The following is a 16,069-nucleotide window of genomic DNA, read 5'->3' as shown; positions in this document are numbered from 1 at the left end:
CGGTTAGATGCTTGCCAAGGACGTTCTTCGCATCGTTCTCTACGGGGTCGGGCTCAGCTCGCTCGGAGCGGTGATCTATTTCGCCGGTCCCTTCATTGCGTTCGGCGATTGGCGGCCGCTGGAGAACCATATCGTCCGGCAGATCGCTATTCTGCTGCTCACCACGATCGTCGCAGGCATCGTTGGCCTCAATCTGTTCAAGCGGCGCAAGGGTGCCAAGGAGATTGCCGATGGCATCGCTGGTGCGGACCAGCCCGTCAGCGATGAACCGGTGCTCAAGGAGCGCATGAAGGATGCGCTCGCGACGCTGAAGACCGCCAGCGGCAACAAATCGGGCTTTCTCTACGATCTGCCGTGGTACGTCATCATCGGTCCGCCCGGCGCCGGCAAGACCACGGCGCTGGTCAATTCCGGGCTCAAATTTCCGCTCGCGCGCGGGGCGACGCCCGCGGCGATCGCGGGGGTCGGCGGTACCCGCTACTGCGATTGGTGGTTTACCGAGGAGGCGGTGCTGATCGATACCGCCGGCCGCTACACCACCCAGGACTCCAATAGCAAGGCCGACAAGGACAGCTGGCTGGCGTTCCTGGACATCCTGAAGAAAAGTCGATCACGCCAGCCGATCAACGGCGTCCTTGTCGCCATCAGTATCGAAGACATTCTAACGCTGCCGAAGCAGGAGCTCGCACTTCACGCCGATGCCATCAGGATGCGCCTGCTCGAGCTGCATCAGAGGCTCAAGGTCAGCTTCCCGGTCTACGCGCTATTTACCAAAGCTGATCTCGTTGCCGGCTTCACCGAGTATTTCGCCTATCTCGGGGATGCCGGCCGCCGCCAGGTCTGGGGGGCCACGTTCCAGACCGCCGACAAGACCCAGAATCTGGTGGGGCAGATCCCGGTCGAGTTCGACCGTCTGCTGGAGCGCCTGAGCGAGGAGACGCTCGACCGTCTGCAGGACGAGCCGACGCCCCAGCACCGCGTGCAATTGTTCGGCTTTCCGGCACAGATGGCGCGGCTCAAGCCGCAGATCCACGATTTCCTCAACCTGATCTTCGAGCCGACGCGCTATCACGTGAACGCGAACCTGCGCGGTTTCTACTTTACCTCGGGTACGCAGCAGGGCACGCCGATCGACCAATTGATCGGGTCGCTGGCACGTACGTTCGGCGCTGAGGAGGTCGGTTCCGGATCCTATTCGGGCACGGGCAAGAGCTTTTTCCTCGCCGATCTGATCTCCAAGGTCATCATCGGCGAAGCCGACTGGGTCTCGACCGACCGTGCCGCGGTGCGCCGCGCGCTAATCCTGAAAACCGCGGCCCTGTCATTGATCGGCCTGGTCTCGATCGGACTGATCGCAGCCTGGCTGACGAGCTACAAGCGGAACTCCGATTTGATTGAGCAAAGCCTGCAGGCCGATAGCGAGTATGCAGCCGCCGGCGCACCAATTATCAAACAGACGCTGATTGCTGATCATGATCTAGACAAGGTGCTGCCGCTACTCTACCGGCTGCGAAACGCCCCGGCAGGCTACGGATCGCGCGGCGAGTCGGTGCCTCTGTCGGCTCGCTACGGGCTCAGTCAGCACGCCCGGCTGCTGTCGCCCTCGAAGGCGGCCTATCATACGGCGCTTGAGCGCATGTTCCGGCCGCGGCTGCTGTATCGCCTGGAGGAGCAGCTCAATGCGCGCATAAACGAGCCTGCCTTTGTCTACGAGGCGCTCAAGGTCTATCTGATGGTCGGCGGCCTGCAGTCGCCGGACCGCGAGTTGATCCGCTCTTGGATGCAACGTGACTGGGCGGACAACCTCTATCCTGGCGCCACCAACGCGGAAGGGCGGCGTCTGCTCGACGAGAACCTCGTGGCAATGTTCGACCTCGAGACCGAACAGCAGCCGCTGGTCGAACTCGACGGCCGGTTGATCAAGCAGGCCCAGAGCTCCTTGGCGCGCCTGAGCGTGTCGCAACGTGCCTACGAGTTTCTGAAATCGGAGGCTCGCGCATCGACCGCTGGCGACTGGATCGCCAGCCGCCATGGCGGACCCGACATGGGTGTCGTGTTCGAAACCACGACGGGGCAGCCTTTGGACGCCGTGCGGGTACCCGAGTTCTTCACGTATAATGGCTTCCATCAGAAGTTCGTTGCCCGGCTGTCCGGATTGTCTGAGCGGATGAAGCGGGAGCGATGGGTTCTAGGGGATGCCGGCCAGCAGTCGGCCATCGACCAGCAGTACGACAATCTGGCCGGCGATCTGCTCAGCATCTATTCCAACGATTTCGTGACGACCTGGCGAACGGCGCTCGGGAGCCTGCGCCTGAAGAAGCTGCTCGCCGACAAGCCGAAATATGAGGTGCTGCGGGCGCTTTCGGCGCCGACCTCGCCGATGCGGCAAATTCTGGAATCGGTGCGCGACGAGACGGTGCTAACCAAGGAACGGGCGAAGCCGGCGAGCGCTTCGGCAGCCGCCGCCGCACCGGCGCCAGCACTCTTCACGAATGCCCAGGATGGACCGCCTGGCGCGATGATCGAGGCGCAGTTCAAACCTTACCACGCGGCGCTCGAAGGCGAGAGCACCCGCCGGCCGATCGACTCGACCGTCGCGAACCTGAACGACATCGCGCAGAACCTGACGCTGATCATCGAGAATCCCCAACTGACCGCACAGGCCACAGCTGCGCTTCAGACCCAGGTCGCAGCGCTCCGCAACAATGCCTCGCGCATGCCGCCGCCATTCTCCGACATGCTGCGAGCAGCAGCCGCGGAGTTCGAAGGCAGCATTGCGGCTTCAACCGCCGGGCAAATCCTTCAAACGTTGCGCGATCAGGTCACGCCGGTCTGCCAACAGACCGTGACCAACCGCTACCCGTTTATCCGCAGCAGCAGCCAGGAAGTCCCGCTGGCGGATTTTGCCAAATTGTTCAGTCCGAATGGTGTTATGGACAAGTTCTTCACCCAGTATCTGGCACCTTATGCCGACACGTCGCGATCGGACTGGGTTTGGCGAAAGGAGAGCCCCGTTGGTCGGTCGTTCTCGCCGGATACGCTCAAGCAATTCCAAAATGCGGCCTATATCCGCGACGCCTTCTTCCAGACCGGCGGCGGTTTGCCGGCGGTATCGTTCGCGATCCGGCCGCCTGGGGCAGCCGGGCCAGGCGTGACCGTCAAGACCGAGATCGGCGGCACCACAATTACAAGCCCAACCACACCTGGTCCAGCGACCTCATCCTTGTTCGGCGGTCCGCAACCTACGCCACCGCCACCGCCACAGAGCAACTCGCCAACGACCGTCCTATGGCCGGGCCCCGCGCCGCGAACTGCAATTTCAGTCAGCAACGACACCGGCCCGCCATCCGTGCTTGAGCGCATTGGTCCCTGGTCGTTGTTTCGGATGCTGGAGGCTGGCTCGTTAGTGGTGAAAGCGGAAACGGCCAGCGCGACTTTCATCGTCGCCGGGCGCGAGCTCAGCTATCAAATTTCGACTGGATCGTTGCGCAACCCGCTGAATCTGTCAGTGCTGCGTGAGTTTCGTTGCCCGACCGGGATATGACCATGCGTTGTGGGTTATTCGGCAAAATCGGCGCGAAGCGTGACTTCATCGCGATCGCAACTCCGCGCAGCTTCCTGGAAGCTTGGGAGCCGTGGGTACAGGCTGCGCTGTCAGCAAGTCGCCACCAGCTTGGCCCAGGATGGCAGCAGGCCTTTCTGACCGCGCCGGTCTGGCGGTTTTGGCTCGGTGCCGCAATCTGCGGAACGACGGTGGCGGGGGCGATTATGCCCTCGCTCGACGGGGTGGGGCGATACTATCCCTTGACCCTGCATGCGGTGACCGGCGAGGCCGTCTCGCTGCCGCCGCCGAGCATTGATCCGCAGGACGAATGGTTCGGGCAAGTGGAGGCGTTCCTGCTTTCGACCCTGGATCGGGCCGCGACCTTCGAGCAGATCTCCGATGGACTGGACCGGCTTGCGGTGCCACGACTGCAGGAGACCATCGCCAGCGGTCCGCCGATCACGTCGCTTGGTACTGCGGCAATGGGGAGGGCTTCGGCGGTCGACGCCTTCGCGGGGGCGTTTGCAGCACTTTGCGCCGCCAACCCACAGGTTTACGCCGCGGCTAGCTTCTGGTGGACCGCCGGAGGGGAAGGCTTTCCGCCAATGGCGCTGAGTTGCCGCGGATTACCAGATCCGTTTCACTACATTACGCTGCTGACCGGTGATCCCGGCCTCGCGGCATCCGGGAATGGATGACGTACGATGGTGCATACCCCATCCTTGTTCGATGTTGGTAGCGTTACCCATGCCGGAAGGGTGCGGGAGCGGAACGAGGATTCATGTTTGGTACGAACCGACGTTGGCCTGTGGGCCGTCGCCGACGGTATGGGTGGTCACGAGGCCGGCGATCTCGCCAGTCGCATTGTAGTGCAGTCGCTTGACGCGATCGGCACGCCAGAATCAGCCGCAGACCTGCTGGCGGAATGCGAGGAGCGGCTATTCAGCGCAAACCGGCAGATACTGGCGCTTAGTCATGAACGACAGGGTGCCACCGTCGGGACTACAGCGGCGGTTCTGCTCGTTCGCGATAGCTACTATGCCTGCATATGGGCGGGTGATAGCCGGGTTTACTTGATCAGTCGCGGCGCAATTAGCCAAGTGTCGCATGATCACAGCGAACTGGAGGAACTGATCGCCGAAGGTGCGCTGTCGCGCGAAGACGTGAATGATTGGCTGAGCAATGCCATTACTCGCGCCGTCGGTGTCGCCGATGATCCGGAATTTGAGGTGGTAACAGGCCCGGCCGAGCCGGAGGATGTCTTCGTGATCTGCAGCGATGGCCTGACCAGACACGTGCGGGACGACGAGATCCTGCAGCACGCGGCTACGCGACGCGCCCAGGCAGCTTGCGATGACATGCTCGCGCTGGCTCTTGATCGTGGCGGGCTTGACAACGTAACGATTGTGATCGTGCGACTGCTGACGCCACGATCTCAGGAGGCGACAAGATCTCCGCTTGATCGCGAGCCGCAACCATGACCCCGAACGATCCGTTCCGACCGTCCTATCAGGGCGTGCCCCCCGGCACCCGTCTCAACGGTATCTACGAAATCGAAGCGGTGATCGGCGCGGGCGGCATGGGTGAGGTCTACAAATGCCGAGAGATCCAGACTGGATCGCCTGTTGCCGTGAAAATGCTATTGCCCGACATGGTCGATAACGAGGCGGCGCTCGCGCTGTTCCGTCGAGAGGCCGCTGCACTCCACAATCTTCCGCATGACGCGATCGTTCGCTACTTCCTGTTTACGGTGGAGCCGGTGCTGCAGCGACCGTATCTCGCGATGGAGTTCGTGAATGGCCGCTCGCTCTCGAACATGCTCGACGATGGACCGTTGACTTTCGAGGCGCTGATCAAGCTGATGCTGCGCGTCGCATCTGGACTGGAGGCTGCCCATGAGCACGGCATCATCCATCGCGACGTTTCTCCGGACAACATCATTGTTCCGCTCGACGACGTCAGGCGGGCTAAGATCATCGACTTCGGCATAGCCCGGTCGACCCAGATGGGTGACAAGACCATCATTGGCTCGGGCTTCGCTGGCAAGGACAACTACGCATCGCCGGAACAGGTAGGGTTGTACGGCAATGACGTGACCGCGAAATCCGATGTCTACAGCCTCGGTCTTGTGCTGTTTCACGCGCTGACCGGACAGAAGCTCGACATGGGTGGCAGCCAGTTTCAACTGGTGGAGAAGCGCCGGCGTGTTCCCGATCTCGGTGCGGTGGATATGCGCATCCGGCCTTTGCTGGAGCGGATGCTGCAGCCTGATCCGGCATTGCGCCCGACCATGGGAGAGGTTGCCAGCTGGAAGCCGACCGGTTTGGTGCAGACGCCGGCCGCGCCGTTATATGGTTTCGATCCGCTGCGGCGGCCGGAAGGCGCGGCGCCGGTGCCGCAGGACAGGATGCCATCGACCGCGCGGAGTCCGCGCGGCCGTTGGCTGGGGGCGGGCGTGGCGGCTCTGTTACTGCTGGTCGGCGGTGGTGGATATGCCTTCTACAAGCTGGTCTGGTCAGCGCCCGGCACCGCGGTCTTGCCGCCACCTCCAAAACTCGCCGGAACAATGGCGCCGCCGAAGGTCGAGCCCGCTGGACCACAGCCCGGGCGCCAAGAGCCGGAGAAGTTGTCTGCGCAGCCGACGGCGACGCCGTCTCCGGCACTCGATGGGGCGGGGCGAGCTGAGCGCATCCGCAAATACGTGGCCCAATATTCTGGCGGTGACTGCTTCTTTGTCTTGCCGATTGCCGTGAGCCCAAATGCCGCTGTCATCGAAGGGTTCGGTGCCTCGACCGCCCCATTCGACACCTTCGACAAAGCGTTTCGGCGTGAGCAGGGTTTCGAGGCTTCGATCGGCGTCAGGCAAGTGACCCAGGCGCAATGCCCAGCCGTCAAGTTCTTGAGTCAGGTCGGGAGCGATCAGGCGCGAATCCCACGCATCACCCTGTCAGCGACAGAGCTGAAGGGTGGTGAAGCCCTCAATGGGACCATTGAGAACTTTGCCAACCGCGTGGTCGAGCTGCTCATGGTGTCGGATCGCGGCGAAGTCCAGAGCCTGTCTTATCTTCTGAAGCCGGGCATCGACTCGCTTTCGTTTACGCTCCCGACAACGCGCGCGAGCGGTCCGCAATTGCTGTTGGTCGTGGCGGTTCCGCAGGTTCTGGACTCATTGCGCCAGCCGCGACCGATAGCTGCCGATACGTTCTTCCTCCAGGCGCTGAGCGAGGCTCAGCGCAACAAGGTGACCATCATCGCGGCCGCGCGCTACGTGCTGCTCACCAATTGACCGGCACGCTCAGAATGTTCCGATCACCAGGATTTTCAGGTCGGCATCCGGCTTGAAGTCGTTTGCCGTATATTCAAGCGTATTTCCGGTAGCAGACGATGCCTTGAGCCGCCCAGGACAGAAGCTCACCAAGCGGTCGTTGCCGCCTGGGTCGATAGTCAGCTTGAACGACCGGATCGGCCCGGCCCAATTCGCGCCGGTCTTGAGCACGTATGATATGCGCCTCTCCTGCAGGTTCGCGCTGTTGATCTGGTTACTGCCCGCGCGCTTGTCGAGCTCGGCGAGGAACGTATCCTGGACGCAGTATTCTTTCCGGTAACGGGCGACTTGCTGACCCAGTGCGCTGCTGCGGCGTAGGCTCGGGCGCAGGATGGTGTCAGGACTGGAGCCGACGCTCGGCCGGTACTGGTGTTCGACCGTGACGGTGCGCATGGGCGGAAACACCTGCTGGCGCACAGCCGAGGTCTTGATAACCCAGCCTGGCGCATACTGCTGGCGACCGTTGTCGCTCATTCCGGCAGGCATCATAAGTCCGTCGTCCACGAGCCGGGTCCGAGTCGCCGCGGGCAGGTCGCTCAGCCGGATCTCGCGGCCACCAATCGGCAGCAGCGGTAGCTTGAGTTCGCGGAGCAGGGCACTGACATCCCTGTTGCCAACCATGGCGCGCTGATCGACGGTCAGCGGCGCCGGGCTGCCGTCGACCCTGGTCTCGAAGTCGACGAAGTTGATCGGATCATTTGAAGGTAGTGCAATGTTCTCAGCCTCCGACAGGTCGATGTCGGGCAGCGGAAAGGCAACAGTAAGCGTGACCGGCTTGGCAGTGACGTTGGCGAATTGGTAGCGAACACTGATTCTGTCGAGCCCGATACTAAGGTTCTCGCTCTCCATGGCCACGTCATTGGTGCGTACGAACTGGAGCCCGCCGATCGACAATTCCGCAGCCGAGTCGTTGGCGCGTGCCGGCCAGCCCGTCGCAACCAGCAGCGCGACCATCAAGGCCCGTATCCGGAACGACGGTCGGATGCAGGCTCCGTTCGGCAAGCTAGTCTCCATGCGGCGTCGCAACATATGCTGGTTCCATCCGATGCGGGTCAATCGATCGGCTGATAAAGATCGCCCCACTCGGACTTCCAGACCCCGTCTGGATCGCACACCACCAGCGCCAGCTTTACGTCGTTTGCCAGCCGGATCGCGCCGCGAAAAGCATCCTGCGCCGGCAATTGCGCGCTGATTTGGTCGGTGGTCAGCCGTCCCCGGCTCGCGGCGGCCGGCAGCACGATTGATCCGGAGGCGCCGTCATTGTCGCGTTTCAGGAGCAGCGTGATCGCGTCGGGCTGAACTTCGCTCACCTTCTCAAATCTATTCCGGGCCATGTTTTGCACCGCAAGCTGAAGAGAATTCGGACTATCACCGTCAAGTGATAGAATTGAACGTGATTGAGATTGCGCACCACTAATTGACGCGCAGCATTAACGGCATCTCGGATTAGTCGATCCGACGCGGCGATCGGTTCGGGGTACATTGAGGCGAACATGCTTCGTCCAAATCGTTGGATCTGGGTCTTCATCGTTGGCGCTGGCATTTTCGGAACCAATGCGCATGCCGACGATACTGTCGTCCGCAGCTTTGCCAGCGGTTTGGCTGCTTCCATGGTCGGCATCGTTCCGGCCAGCGAGGACGTGGAACTCGCGGGACCACAAGCACTCAGCGCCGACGGGCAGGGCAACCTGTTTGTGCTCGATCAGGTCAACGGTCGCATCCTGCAGTTTGACCCGAAACAGCCGAACTCAGATCCTGACGTCCTCAAGATGCCGAAAGACGTCCAGCCGACCGATCTCGTGGTCCACAACGACGACATCATGGTTTGGGACGGCGGCGTACGGACGCTGAAGGCGGCGCCAGGGCAGTCCACGCGCGGAATCGGTGGTGACGTGATCCAGCTTGAGGAGGTCTCGAGCCGTAGCGCGGACGATCAGGTCGCCGTCTCCGCTTTCGCCCAGATGGGATCGCAGGCGCCCGGCAGCGCGGCCGACTTGCTCAACCAGAATACCCGCGCGGCCATCGTCAAGACGACGCGGCAGCCCGACCGGCAATATGTGGCTTCTCGAAGTAAGGGCTCGGTGATCGCCGATATCGTTCCGGACAAGGGCAATGCCAGCGTAAGGGTCGAGATCCAGACCATGGTCACCAACGAGACGATCGGACAGCTAAGCCTGCGGGTGCGCAACCAGCTCGGAACGGTGGAGTTTCTTGAGATCGACAACGGCGACCGCTTCTATGTGCTTGCCGAGGACGTTCCGCCATCGGGAAAGAACGCCTCCACGTTCGTCGCACGCTATGCTGCGAACGGCCGTCTCGAGGGAATCTATGAGCTTCCTTTGGAAAATACGCCGCTGACCCGGCGGTTCGTCACGGTTTCGGGCGATGGCGATGTCTATTTCCTCCGGACCAAGCCGGACGGAATTGAAGTGGTTGGCGTCGGCTTCCGGCCGCTGACCAACGCTTCCATTATCGACGTGCGGCCGTCGCGAACGGCAGCCGCGCCAGCACCGCAATCCGGCGTCAAATTCGACGCGTCGGCCGCTGTGAGACCTTCCAATCGCCAGCAGGCTATCGAGACCGCGTTTGCATTCGAGGGCATCCAGTGGAAGCTGACGCAGTCGAACTACGGCAGCGATCCCGACAGCCAATGCAGCGGCTTCAGTCGTATTCGGCGGCCGTGGTATCTGCAGGGCAAAGTGAACCAGGAGGTGCGCGGTGTGCCCTATTGCTGGGGCTGCCACGGTTCGCTCGCGAACTTCCGGCAGCGGATCGACAGCGGAGCGCTGGCTGGCAATGTGTGCACTCGCAACGCGCCAAGGCCGGATGTGGCTGGCGTCGACTGTTCGGCATTCGTCAGCGCCGCGTGGGGACTTTCTGTCCACTACACGACTGCCGCTATTCCTGCGATCGCAGCCTCCGTGGCAAATCCCTGGGACCTGAGGCCCGGCGATGCGCTGAACAAGCCGGGCTCGCACGTGATGTTGTTCCTGCGGTTCACGCCCGATCGCAAGGCCGAGGTGATGGAATCCTCGACCGGTGGCTGCAACGGTCGCGTCTGCCGCAACGTCTACCCGTTGGCGAGCCTGCTTTCGCGTGGCTACGTTCCGGTCCGCTTTCGGGCGTTCGCGGATGACCAGGCGACAGTCTCAGCGAGCGCCTATCAAGAGGCCGAACCGCAGCCGGGCCGCAAGACGGCGAGCAAAAGGCGCTGAACCCGGTGTGTCGCTGGCGCTACAGAATGGATAGGAAGGATGTCGAGGTGGATCACGATGCGGATGCCCAGGGAACTTGATTGCGGGATCAAGCGGCTATGCGCCACCATCGGGCTCGCTGCGTTGATCGGGCTGATATCCCCGCACGCGCATGCGACAGGAGGATTGTCGATCAGCAATCCGGACGGGGCGGCGGTGCGCGCGCTCGTGATCGGGATCGATGACTATCAGCACGTGCGGAAATTGAAGGGCGCGGTCGCCGACGCCACTGACATCGTGACCAGCTTGAAGAGCATGGGGGTTGGCGACGTCGTCGTACTCACTAACGCACAGGCCGACAGGGCAAGCATCTTGCGCGAGATCAGTTCACTGGTGGAGCGGACCAAGAACAACGACCTCATTTTTCTGTCGATCGCAGGTCATGGAACCCAGGAGCCGGAGCGCGTCAAGGGCTCGGAGCCGGACGGGATGGAAAACGTGTTCCTGCTGCCAGGCTTTGAAACCACGCCAACCGGGTCCATTGAACGTGTTCTGGGCAGCGAGTTCAACCATTTCATCCGGCAGTTCGAGCTTCGCGGAGCGAAGGTGATCTTCGTGGCTGATACCTGCCACGGCGGCGGTATGGTGCGCGATATCGATCCGCGTGCCGCTGAGATGAGCTTCCGGCAGGTGCCGCGTTACACATTGCTGGTTGACGAACTGAAGCCGGTGTCGGACAGCAACGATCCGAAGTCAGAACTCGATCTTGACCACACGGCGTTCCTGGCTGCGGTGGACCGCTACACCAAGGCGCCGGAAGTCCGCATCCCTGGCATCGATGGCTTGCGCGGGGCTCTCAGCTATGCGGTCGCACGGGCGGTGGAGGGTAGCGCGGACATCAATCACGATGGGAAGGTGACGCTCAAGGAGCTCTTCAGCAATGTTCGACAGGTGGTCTATCAGCTCTCGGACCAGCGCCAGAACATCGTGACCATATCATCGCCGCCTCAGACGCCGGATACCGACATCGCCTTCGAATTGACGCGCGGTGTCGTGCTGATTCAGGGGCCGGCCGCGAGAGCGGCCTCCGGCCCGGCCGGATCCGGGGCGCCCGTCGAGGGACAAGCGCCCGCGCCGCCGGCTGTCACGGCCAAGGCACCAAACATTCCCACCCTTGCCGCGGCGGCGACCAAGGAACTTCCGACCGGCGACGCGCCGGCCCCCCTCCGTCTCGCTGCGCCAATCCGGCTGGCGGCGCTCGACGGCAAGACGAACTATTTTGCGAGCGTGGCGCCAAAGGATGTTCCCGTGCAGGCTGTTCAACCGACGGACAATCCCGACCTGATCTGGGATCCCGTGTCGCACGACGTGATCGCGTGGGGCGACGTAGTCGCCTACGGGATCGACGTTGCCAGCCTGCCGACGGTCGTTGACCGGACAGCGGCAATTCGTGAACTGAAGCGCATTGCGACCCGGTCGCCGCAGATCATGCGCATCTGGCCGGACGATCGCCAACAGCGTGCTGGCCAGACTGTCGAAGTTGATCTGTCTGATGTGGGGTCAAGAGCGGTGTTGCTGTTCAATGTGTCTGGCGATGGCACCATCCAATTGTTGTATCCGGTGGGTTCCGATGCGGCACTGGCCCGATCGGCGAGTTTGCGCCTACCGCTCAGGGTCGGCGAGCCGTTCGGCGCGGAACAGATCGTTGCAGTGACCTCGCAGCAACGCATGGTCGATCTTGAGACAGTCCTGATGCAGCTCAACCGGCGCCGCGCTTCGGGGCAGGTGATCAAGAGCCTCGAGCGGTACTTGCCTGCGGACGCGCGGATCGCCTCGGTCGGCTTCTTCAGTGCTCCCTGACTTTTAGGGAGAGCAGGCCATGCCGTCATCGCAGCCGATCCGCCGGGAGCGACCATGGCTCGCATTCCTGCTGCTGCTGGCGGGTAGCGGAGCTTCGTCCGCAGCACCGTTGCCGTCGGCATCGCTGAATGTCGGCACGACGTATGCACCCTGGCTTTGGCCCGTACAAGCGGCGCGCAGGCAGGCCAATACCGCGAGTGTGTCCCTTCAGATCCTGCCGGGTCAGACCGTCAACCTCGGCGGCAAGGTCACGTTCGGCGTCACCGCGAGGAAGCCGGGATATCTCATTCTCGTCGACGTCGACGCGGAAGGGCGAATGTCCCAGATCTTTCCGACTCCCGAGCTATTGGCGCAGTCGGACGGACGCGACATCAATCTCGTCAAGCCCGGCGTCGAATTTGTCGTTCCAACCCCGGCGGCTCGGCAGCGTGGTTTTGAATATGTCGTCTCACCGCCGACTGGGTCAGCAGTGATGATCGCCATCCTGAGCGAGCGGCGGGTGCAGTTGCTCGATTTGCCGGACTTGCCGCGCAAGCTACAAGATCAGGCCGAGGCGTTGAGCTATCTAACGGCCTGGACCAGTGAGCTGCGCGTGCCGGACAACGGCAGCGGAAAGCTGGTGACGAATAATTGGTCGTTCGACGTCAAATCCTATTCCATCAAGTGAGCCCGGCAAGGCCAAGGCCTGTGAAGGCTAAAGCTTGCTCAGCCGACTGAAGAAGCCACCCCGGGCGATCATGTAATGAATGTCCTTTGGAAAGGGAAAAGCGCTGCGAACGTTGGAAATCGCGCCCTGAAGGAATTCCCCGTGCTGTGGCGCCGGCTTGTGGTGCAGAGGCGGCTGGTCAGCGACTTGCGGTATCATGAAGCGATCCACGTAAGCCGGGTCCAGGTCGTTGACCCTGACCATCTGGCCAAATGCCGGGAACAGGTCGTAATGACCGACCCTTACGCTAAGGTTCTTGAGAGCAGGGCGTTGTGGCTGCGCTTGATTGCCATCGGCCGTCGCCAGCCCGCGCCCGATCAGGTCCAGCTTCACCGATTGCGGGAGAGTTGATGGACCATACACGATCTCGAGCGCGCGGCCGCTCTGTCCAGACAACCACTGATACCAGAAGGTCGCATCGTCGGGCCGCGCATTGGCGCCGTAGAGGCAGTCAAATCCCCAACAGGCCGTCAGCTTGCCCTGATACTTTCCAAGGTTCCCGACGAGATTGCGCATGCCGTTACCGCCGCCGGAGTGGCATGCGATGATGAGCTTGCCGATCTGGAGCTGAGGAATGGACGTCGAGGAGAGACCCAGGAACCTGGCAAGAGCTCCAAGGACCTCCTCGAGATAGCGTTCGCCCCAGCTCGCGGTTGCCAGGTCAGACACGTTGTAGTTTCCGGCAAAGGTGTCGCCAACGGCATATTCGTAGCCCAGGAACGGCGCGATAAGCACCACGTCCTTGCCGGAATCCCGGACCTGTTCGCGCAGCCGCGCTGGATCGTTGTGGAATAGGAATTCATGGTTTTTGACATAGAAGCCGTGAAGCCAGATCACGACATCGAACTTGGTGGCAGCTGTTGGGTGCTTTGGCGGAAGATAAACCGCCGTCGGCTTCATGCCGGGTGCCTGCCGCTTCGTGAAGAGCGTCACCCCCGGAAAGGCGTTGGCGTCCTTTTGCTCAAGCTCACACGCAACCACACAGGTCGCTCCGCTTCGGCCAATCCAGGCAAGGACCTGGCTGACCTGGTGTTAAGCTCTGCTGCCCGTCACACATTCTCGACACCAAAATCCGCGCGGCCTCCTGGCCTTCCATGACGCCGTGGCAGCCTTGCGCGTTGCTAGCGGCAGGACTCGACATTACCTACGTTGCCCCCGGGGCCGCCCCCGCCGCGGTATTCGAGGTGGCAGCCGCGACTGACCTGACGGCACAGAGATTGATCACAAACGATCTGACCACTGCCGCCGCCGCTGTTCTTCACAGTTGCTTGCCGCCGCGGAACGTCGGCTGTTGGCTCCGGTCTCTCGCGGGCCGGACGATCCGCACGTGACGGACGCTCGTCCGTGTTGCGCTTCGCAACCGGTTTCTTCCCGCGTCGCTTCTCGCATTCATTGTCGTCGTTGAGGAACGAACCCTCGGCACAGGTGATCCTACTGCACTGGTCGCCGTCGGGCCTGTAGCCGCGATCGCAGATCAGCGGGCAGACCCGCGATGGCCTAAGCTTGATCGCGTCAAGAGCATCCAGACTTGCAAGCTTGACGTCCAGTTTGGTGCCTGCGTGCCGGTTGAAGAGAGCCAACGAGCGCTGCGAGGCCGCATTCCATTGGCCATCGACGGGGCCGGCGAAGCAGCCGACGCGGCTCAATTCGCCTTGTACGGACTTGGCGATATCGGCTCTTGCGATATCGGTCTGGCGCGGCTCGTCACTCAGTGCCGCAAGCTTGGGCGTCTTGCTGTACTCACCGGGCGCAGCGGCCGTAGGGTTATCCGCGACGGTACTCTCAACGGCCGGCTTATTCCCGGAGAGTGCAGCGACGATTGTAGATTCGGATGCAGTCCGTTTCCGTTCCGCCTCGGTGGCCTGCTCCTGCGCCGCTTGCTTCGTCCTCTCGGCGGCAATCCGGGCCTCTTCCGCAGCCTTCAGATCCGCGGCCGCCTTCTCCTGTTCGGCACGCTGGGCGCCCTGGGACATCAGGCGAGCTTGTTGCTGCTCGGCCTGCTGCGCTTTCGCCGTCGCCGCGACGCGTGCGTCCTCGGCCTCGAGCTGATTAAGCTGCAGCTTGGCCAGATTTGAGTAGTATCCGTCTGGATGCTGGGTCAGGAACGCGTTCAGAGCGGGCTTGTTGCGGAGCTGCAAGGCCAATTCGTAATCGCGACGAATTTCCGACTGGGGGTTGGCTGCTTGTATCGGCTCCTCGGCCTTGGCAGCCGGAACCAGTGCAACGTCTTCGCCGCCCAGCGAGCCGTAGACATAGGGCTCCTGTCGGTTGCCCGTGGCTTGCAAGACATCGTCGCGGACGAAGCCGAAAGCCCTGCGCAAGTCGAGCCCCGGCTTTGCAATATACTTCACGAGAGCCGTCGCGTACGGACTATTCTTGCTGTTGCCATCGAGTGCGGTTAGTCCGGCTTTCGCCGCAAACGCGATCAGTGTGTTGGAGACGGCGGGTTCGACCCTGGCCAGCCCGCGGCTGATTGATCGCGAGGCAACTGTACGCTTCATTGAGTCGGCAAACGGATTGTTGCGGCACGCGTCGACGATCACAACGCGCAGCTGCCTCGCAGGCTCGATCGCCAGCAGGACACGGTCGAGCGAGAATGCTTCGTCATAGATATCCGTGTCACGCTCGAGTCTGGCGTCTGTCGGGATCAGATAGTTCGTCCCGTCGATCTCGATACCGTGGCCAGCATAGTACACCAAGGCAATGTCGGCATTGCGGGCCTGATCGGCGAATTCTCTCAGGGCCCGCCGCATGTCGGTCGCGGCGAGGTTGAGCCTTGAGTCAACCACATCGAAACCTGCGCCCTTCAAGGTCGCGGCGATGGCCGCAGCGTCATTGGCCGGGTTTGGAAGCAGTGGGGCGTTTTGATAGCTGGAATTGCCGACCACCAAAGCCACGCGCTTTGTCGCCCAGGCTGGCTGAGAGGCCAGGAACAGCGAAGCGGCGAGAAGAAGACAAACCCTGAGGTGCCTGTACAATCTCATGGCGAACACCCAACCTATGCCCGTAGAATGGTGACGTCGCGAGGACGGCCGCGTAAGAAATAATTCCTGAATTCGTACGCTACTGGCGGCTGCCTGTCTGCATACAGTACCGATCTCGAGCCCGATCCATTCCTATGTGTTGTTTTGAAATGCGGAGGCGTTCAAAAGGTGCGGAGGATTATTGCGGCCGGGCGTTGTGCGCCGATTCATGTGGATGATGGGCGCCCGCCAATGTTGTGCTGTCGTGCGACCTCGGTATAAGATGTTGATGTAAAACAGTTATTACATTCTTGCTGGCCTGCACGCGGCAGCGCACCAGAAGGCTCTGACGTGGTTCAAACGAAAGTTCCGCTGACGGCGATCGAGCGGACGTGAAGTCCAAGGACGGGCTCGCGGATCGACCGTCTCGGTCGCAGCTTGCAATCAGGTCAACAGCGCGGAGCAAGGCCGTCAGTT

Annotated in this window: 11 protein-coding genes; 7 read left to right on the top strand and 4 right to left on the bottom strand. The window is 62.0% G+C overall.

All coding sequences use genetic code 11. From position 1 onward, the window contains the following. Window positions 1-7: 7 nt before the first annotated feature. Genes tssM through AB5K84_RS29120 form a run of 4 tightly spaced genes read left to right on the top strand, consistent with a single transcriptional unit; the run spans window position 8 to window position 6,830 of the window. A complete protein-coding gene (tssM, locus tag AB5K84_RS29135; protein ID WP_011086382.1) occupies window positions 8-3,544 on the top strand; it encodes a type VI secretion system membrane subunit TssM in 3,537 nt (1,178 codons plus the stop codon). Next, window positions 3,541-4,242, top strand: a complete 702-nt coding sequence (gene tagF / locus AB5K84_RS29130) for a type VI secretion system-associated protein TagF (protein WP_011086383.1) — start codon at window positions 3,541-3,543, stop codon at window positions 4,240-4,242. The genes tssM and tagF overlap by 4 nt, the downstream gene beginning before the upstream one ends. 6 nt (window positions 4,243-4,248) lie before the next feature. Then, the gene (locus AB5K84_RS29125) at window positions 4,249-5,025 is read left to right on the top strand and encodes a PP2C family protein-serine/threonine phosphatase (RefSeq protein WP_011086384.1); all 777 of its coding nucleotides are present in this window, start codon (window positions 4,249-4,251) and stop codon (window positions 5,023-5,025) included. Further along, window positions 5,022-6,830 (top strand): serine/threonine-protein kinase, encoded by a 1,809-nt coding sequence (locus AB5K84_RS29120; RefSeq protein ID WP_011086385.1) that lies wholly within the window; start codon window positions 5,022-5,024, stop codon window positions 6,828-6,830. The genes AB5K84_RS29125 and AB5K84_RS29120 overlap by 4 nt, the downstream gene beginning before the upstream one ends. Before the next feature lie 9 nt (window positions 6,831-6,839). Here the strand turns inward: AB5K84_RS29120 and AB5K84_RS29115 are convergent, their stop codons facing one another. Beyond that, window positions 6,840-7,823 carry a DUF4424 domain-containing protein gene (locus tag AB5K84_RS29115; protein WP_038967721.1) on the bottom strand — a complete coding sequence of 328 codons (984 nt, stop codon included), beginning with the start codon at window positions 7,821-7,823 and terminating at the stop codon, window positions 6,840-6,842. Between the two features lie 98 nt (window positions 7,824-7,921). Continuing rightward, complete coding sequence (locus AB5K84_RS29110; RefSeq protein WP_038967720.1) at window positions 7,922-8,203, bottom strand: hypothetical protein; 282 nt, start codon at window positions 8,201-8,203, stop codon at window positions 7,922-7,924. Window positions 8,204-8,362: 159 nt separating this feature from the next. On the opposite strand from AB5K84_RS29110, the gene AB5K84_RS29105 reads away from it, so the two are divergent. The 3 genes from AB5K84_RS29105 to AB5K84_RS29095 are packed head-to-tail and all read left to right on the top strand — an operon-like array spanning window position 8,363 to window position 12,590. After that, complete coding sequence (locus AB5K84_RS29105) at window positions 8,363-10,084, top strand: hypothetical protein (protein WP_011086388.1); 1,722 nt, start codon at window positions 8,363-8,365, stop codon at window positions 10,082-10,084. A gap of 39 nt (window positions 10,085-10,123) precedes the next feature. Continuing rightward, window positions 10,124-11,923, top strand: a complete 1,800-nt coding sequence (locus AB5K84_RS29100; protein ID WP_011086389.1) for a caspase family protein — start codon at window positions 10,124-10,126, stop codon at window positions 11,921-11,923. Between the two features lie 19 nt (window positions 11,924-11,942). After that, the gene (locus AB5K84_RS29095; RefSeq protein ID WP_011086390.1) at window positions 11,943-12,590 is read left to right on the top strand and encodes a DUF4384 domain-containing protein; all 648 of its coding nucleotides are present in this window, start codon (window positions 11,943-11,945) and stop codon (window positions 12,588-12,590) included. Between the two features lie 27 nt (window positions 12,591-12,617). Here AB5K84_RS29095 and AB5K84_RS29090 read toward each other — a convergent pair whose 3' ends face one another. Both AB5K84_RS29090 and AB5K84_RS29085 read right to left on the bottom strand, forming a co-directional pair. Next, entirely contained in the window at window positions 12,618-13,610 is a 993-nt protein-coding gene (locus tag AB5K84_RS29090) for a hypothetical protein (protein ID WP_011086391.1), read from the bottom strand. A gap of 140 nt (window positions 13,611-13,750) precedes the next feature. Beyond that, entirely contained in the window at window positions 13,751-15,613 is a 1,863-nt protein-coding gene (locus tag AB5K84_RS29085) for a caspase family protein (protein ID WP_236842228.1), read from the bottom strand. Window positions 15,614-16,069: the final 456 nt, after the last annotated feature.

This window comes from Bradyrhizobium sp. 1200_D9_N1_1 (assembly GCF_052075915.1).
Lineage (GTDB): Bacteria > Pseudomonadota > Alphaproteobacteria > Rhizobiales > Xanthobacteraceae > Bradyrhizobium > Bradyrhizobium diazoefficiens.
The sequence above is the reverse complement of the archived record's forward strand: the minus strand, read 5'-3'. Positions and strand labels throughout refer to the sequence as shown.

Excerpts from the sequence above, each read along its gene's own strand:
- tssM (WP_011086382.1), top strand. The coding sequence starts at position 8 with ATGCTTGCCAAGGACGTTCTTCGCATCGTTCTCTACGGGGTCGGGCTC.
- tagF (WP_011086383.1), top strand. The coding sequence starts at position 3,541 with ATGACCATGCGTTGTGGGTTATTCGGCAAAATCGGCGCGAAGCGTGAC.
- AB5K84_RS29125 (WP_011086384.1), top strand. The coding sequence starts at position 4,249 with ATGGTGCATACCCCATCCTTGTTCGATGTTGGTAGCGTTACCCATGCC.
- AB5K84_RS29120 (WP_011086385.1), top strand. The coding sequence starts at position 5,022 with ATGACCCCGAACGATCCGTTCCGACCGTCCTATCAGGGCGTGCCCCCC.
- AB5K84_RS29115 (WP_038967721.1), bottom strand. The coding sequence starts at position 7,823 with ATGGTCGCGCTGCTGGTTGCGACGGGCTGGCCGGCACGCGCCAACGAC.
- AB5K84_RS29110 (WP_038967720.1), bottom strand. The coding sequence starts at position 8,203 with ATGGCCCGGAATAGATTTGAGAAGGTGAGCGAAGTTCAGCCCGACGCG.
- AB5K84_RS29105 (WP_011086388.1), top strand. The coding sequence starts at position 8,363 with ATGCTTCGTCCAAATCGTTGGATCTGGGTCTTCATCGTTGGCGCTGGC.
- AB5K84_RS29100 (WP_011086389.1), top strand. The coding sequence starts at position 10,124 with ATGTCGAGGTGGATCACGATGCGGATGCCCAGGGAACTTGATTGCGGG.
- AB5K84_RS29095 (WP_011086390.1), top strand. The coding sequence starts at position 11,943 with ATGCCGTCATCGCAGCCGATCCGCCGGGAGCGACCATGGCTCGCATTC.
- AB5K84_RS29085 (WP_236842228.1), bottom strand. The coding sequence starts at position 15,613 with ATGAGATTGTACAGGCACCTCAGGGTTTGTCTTCTTCTCGCCGCTTCG.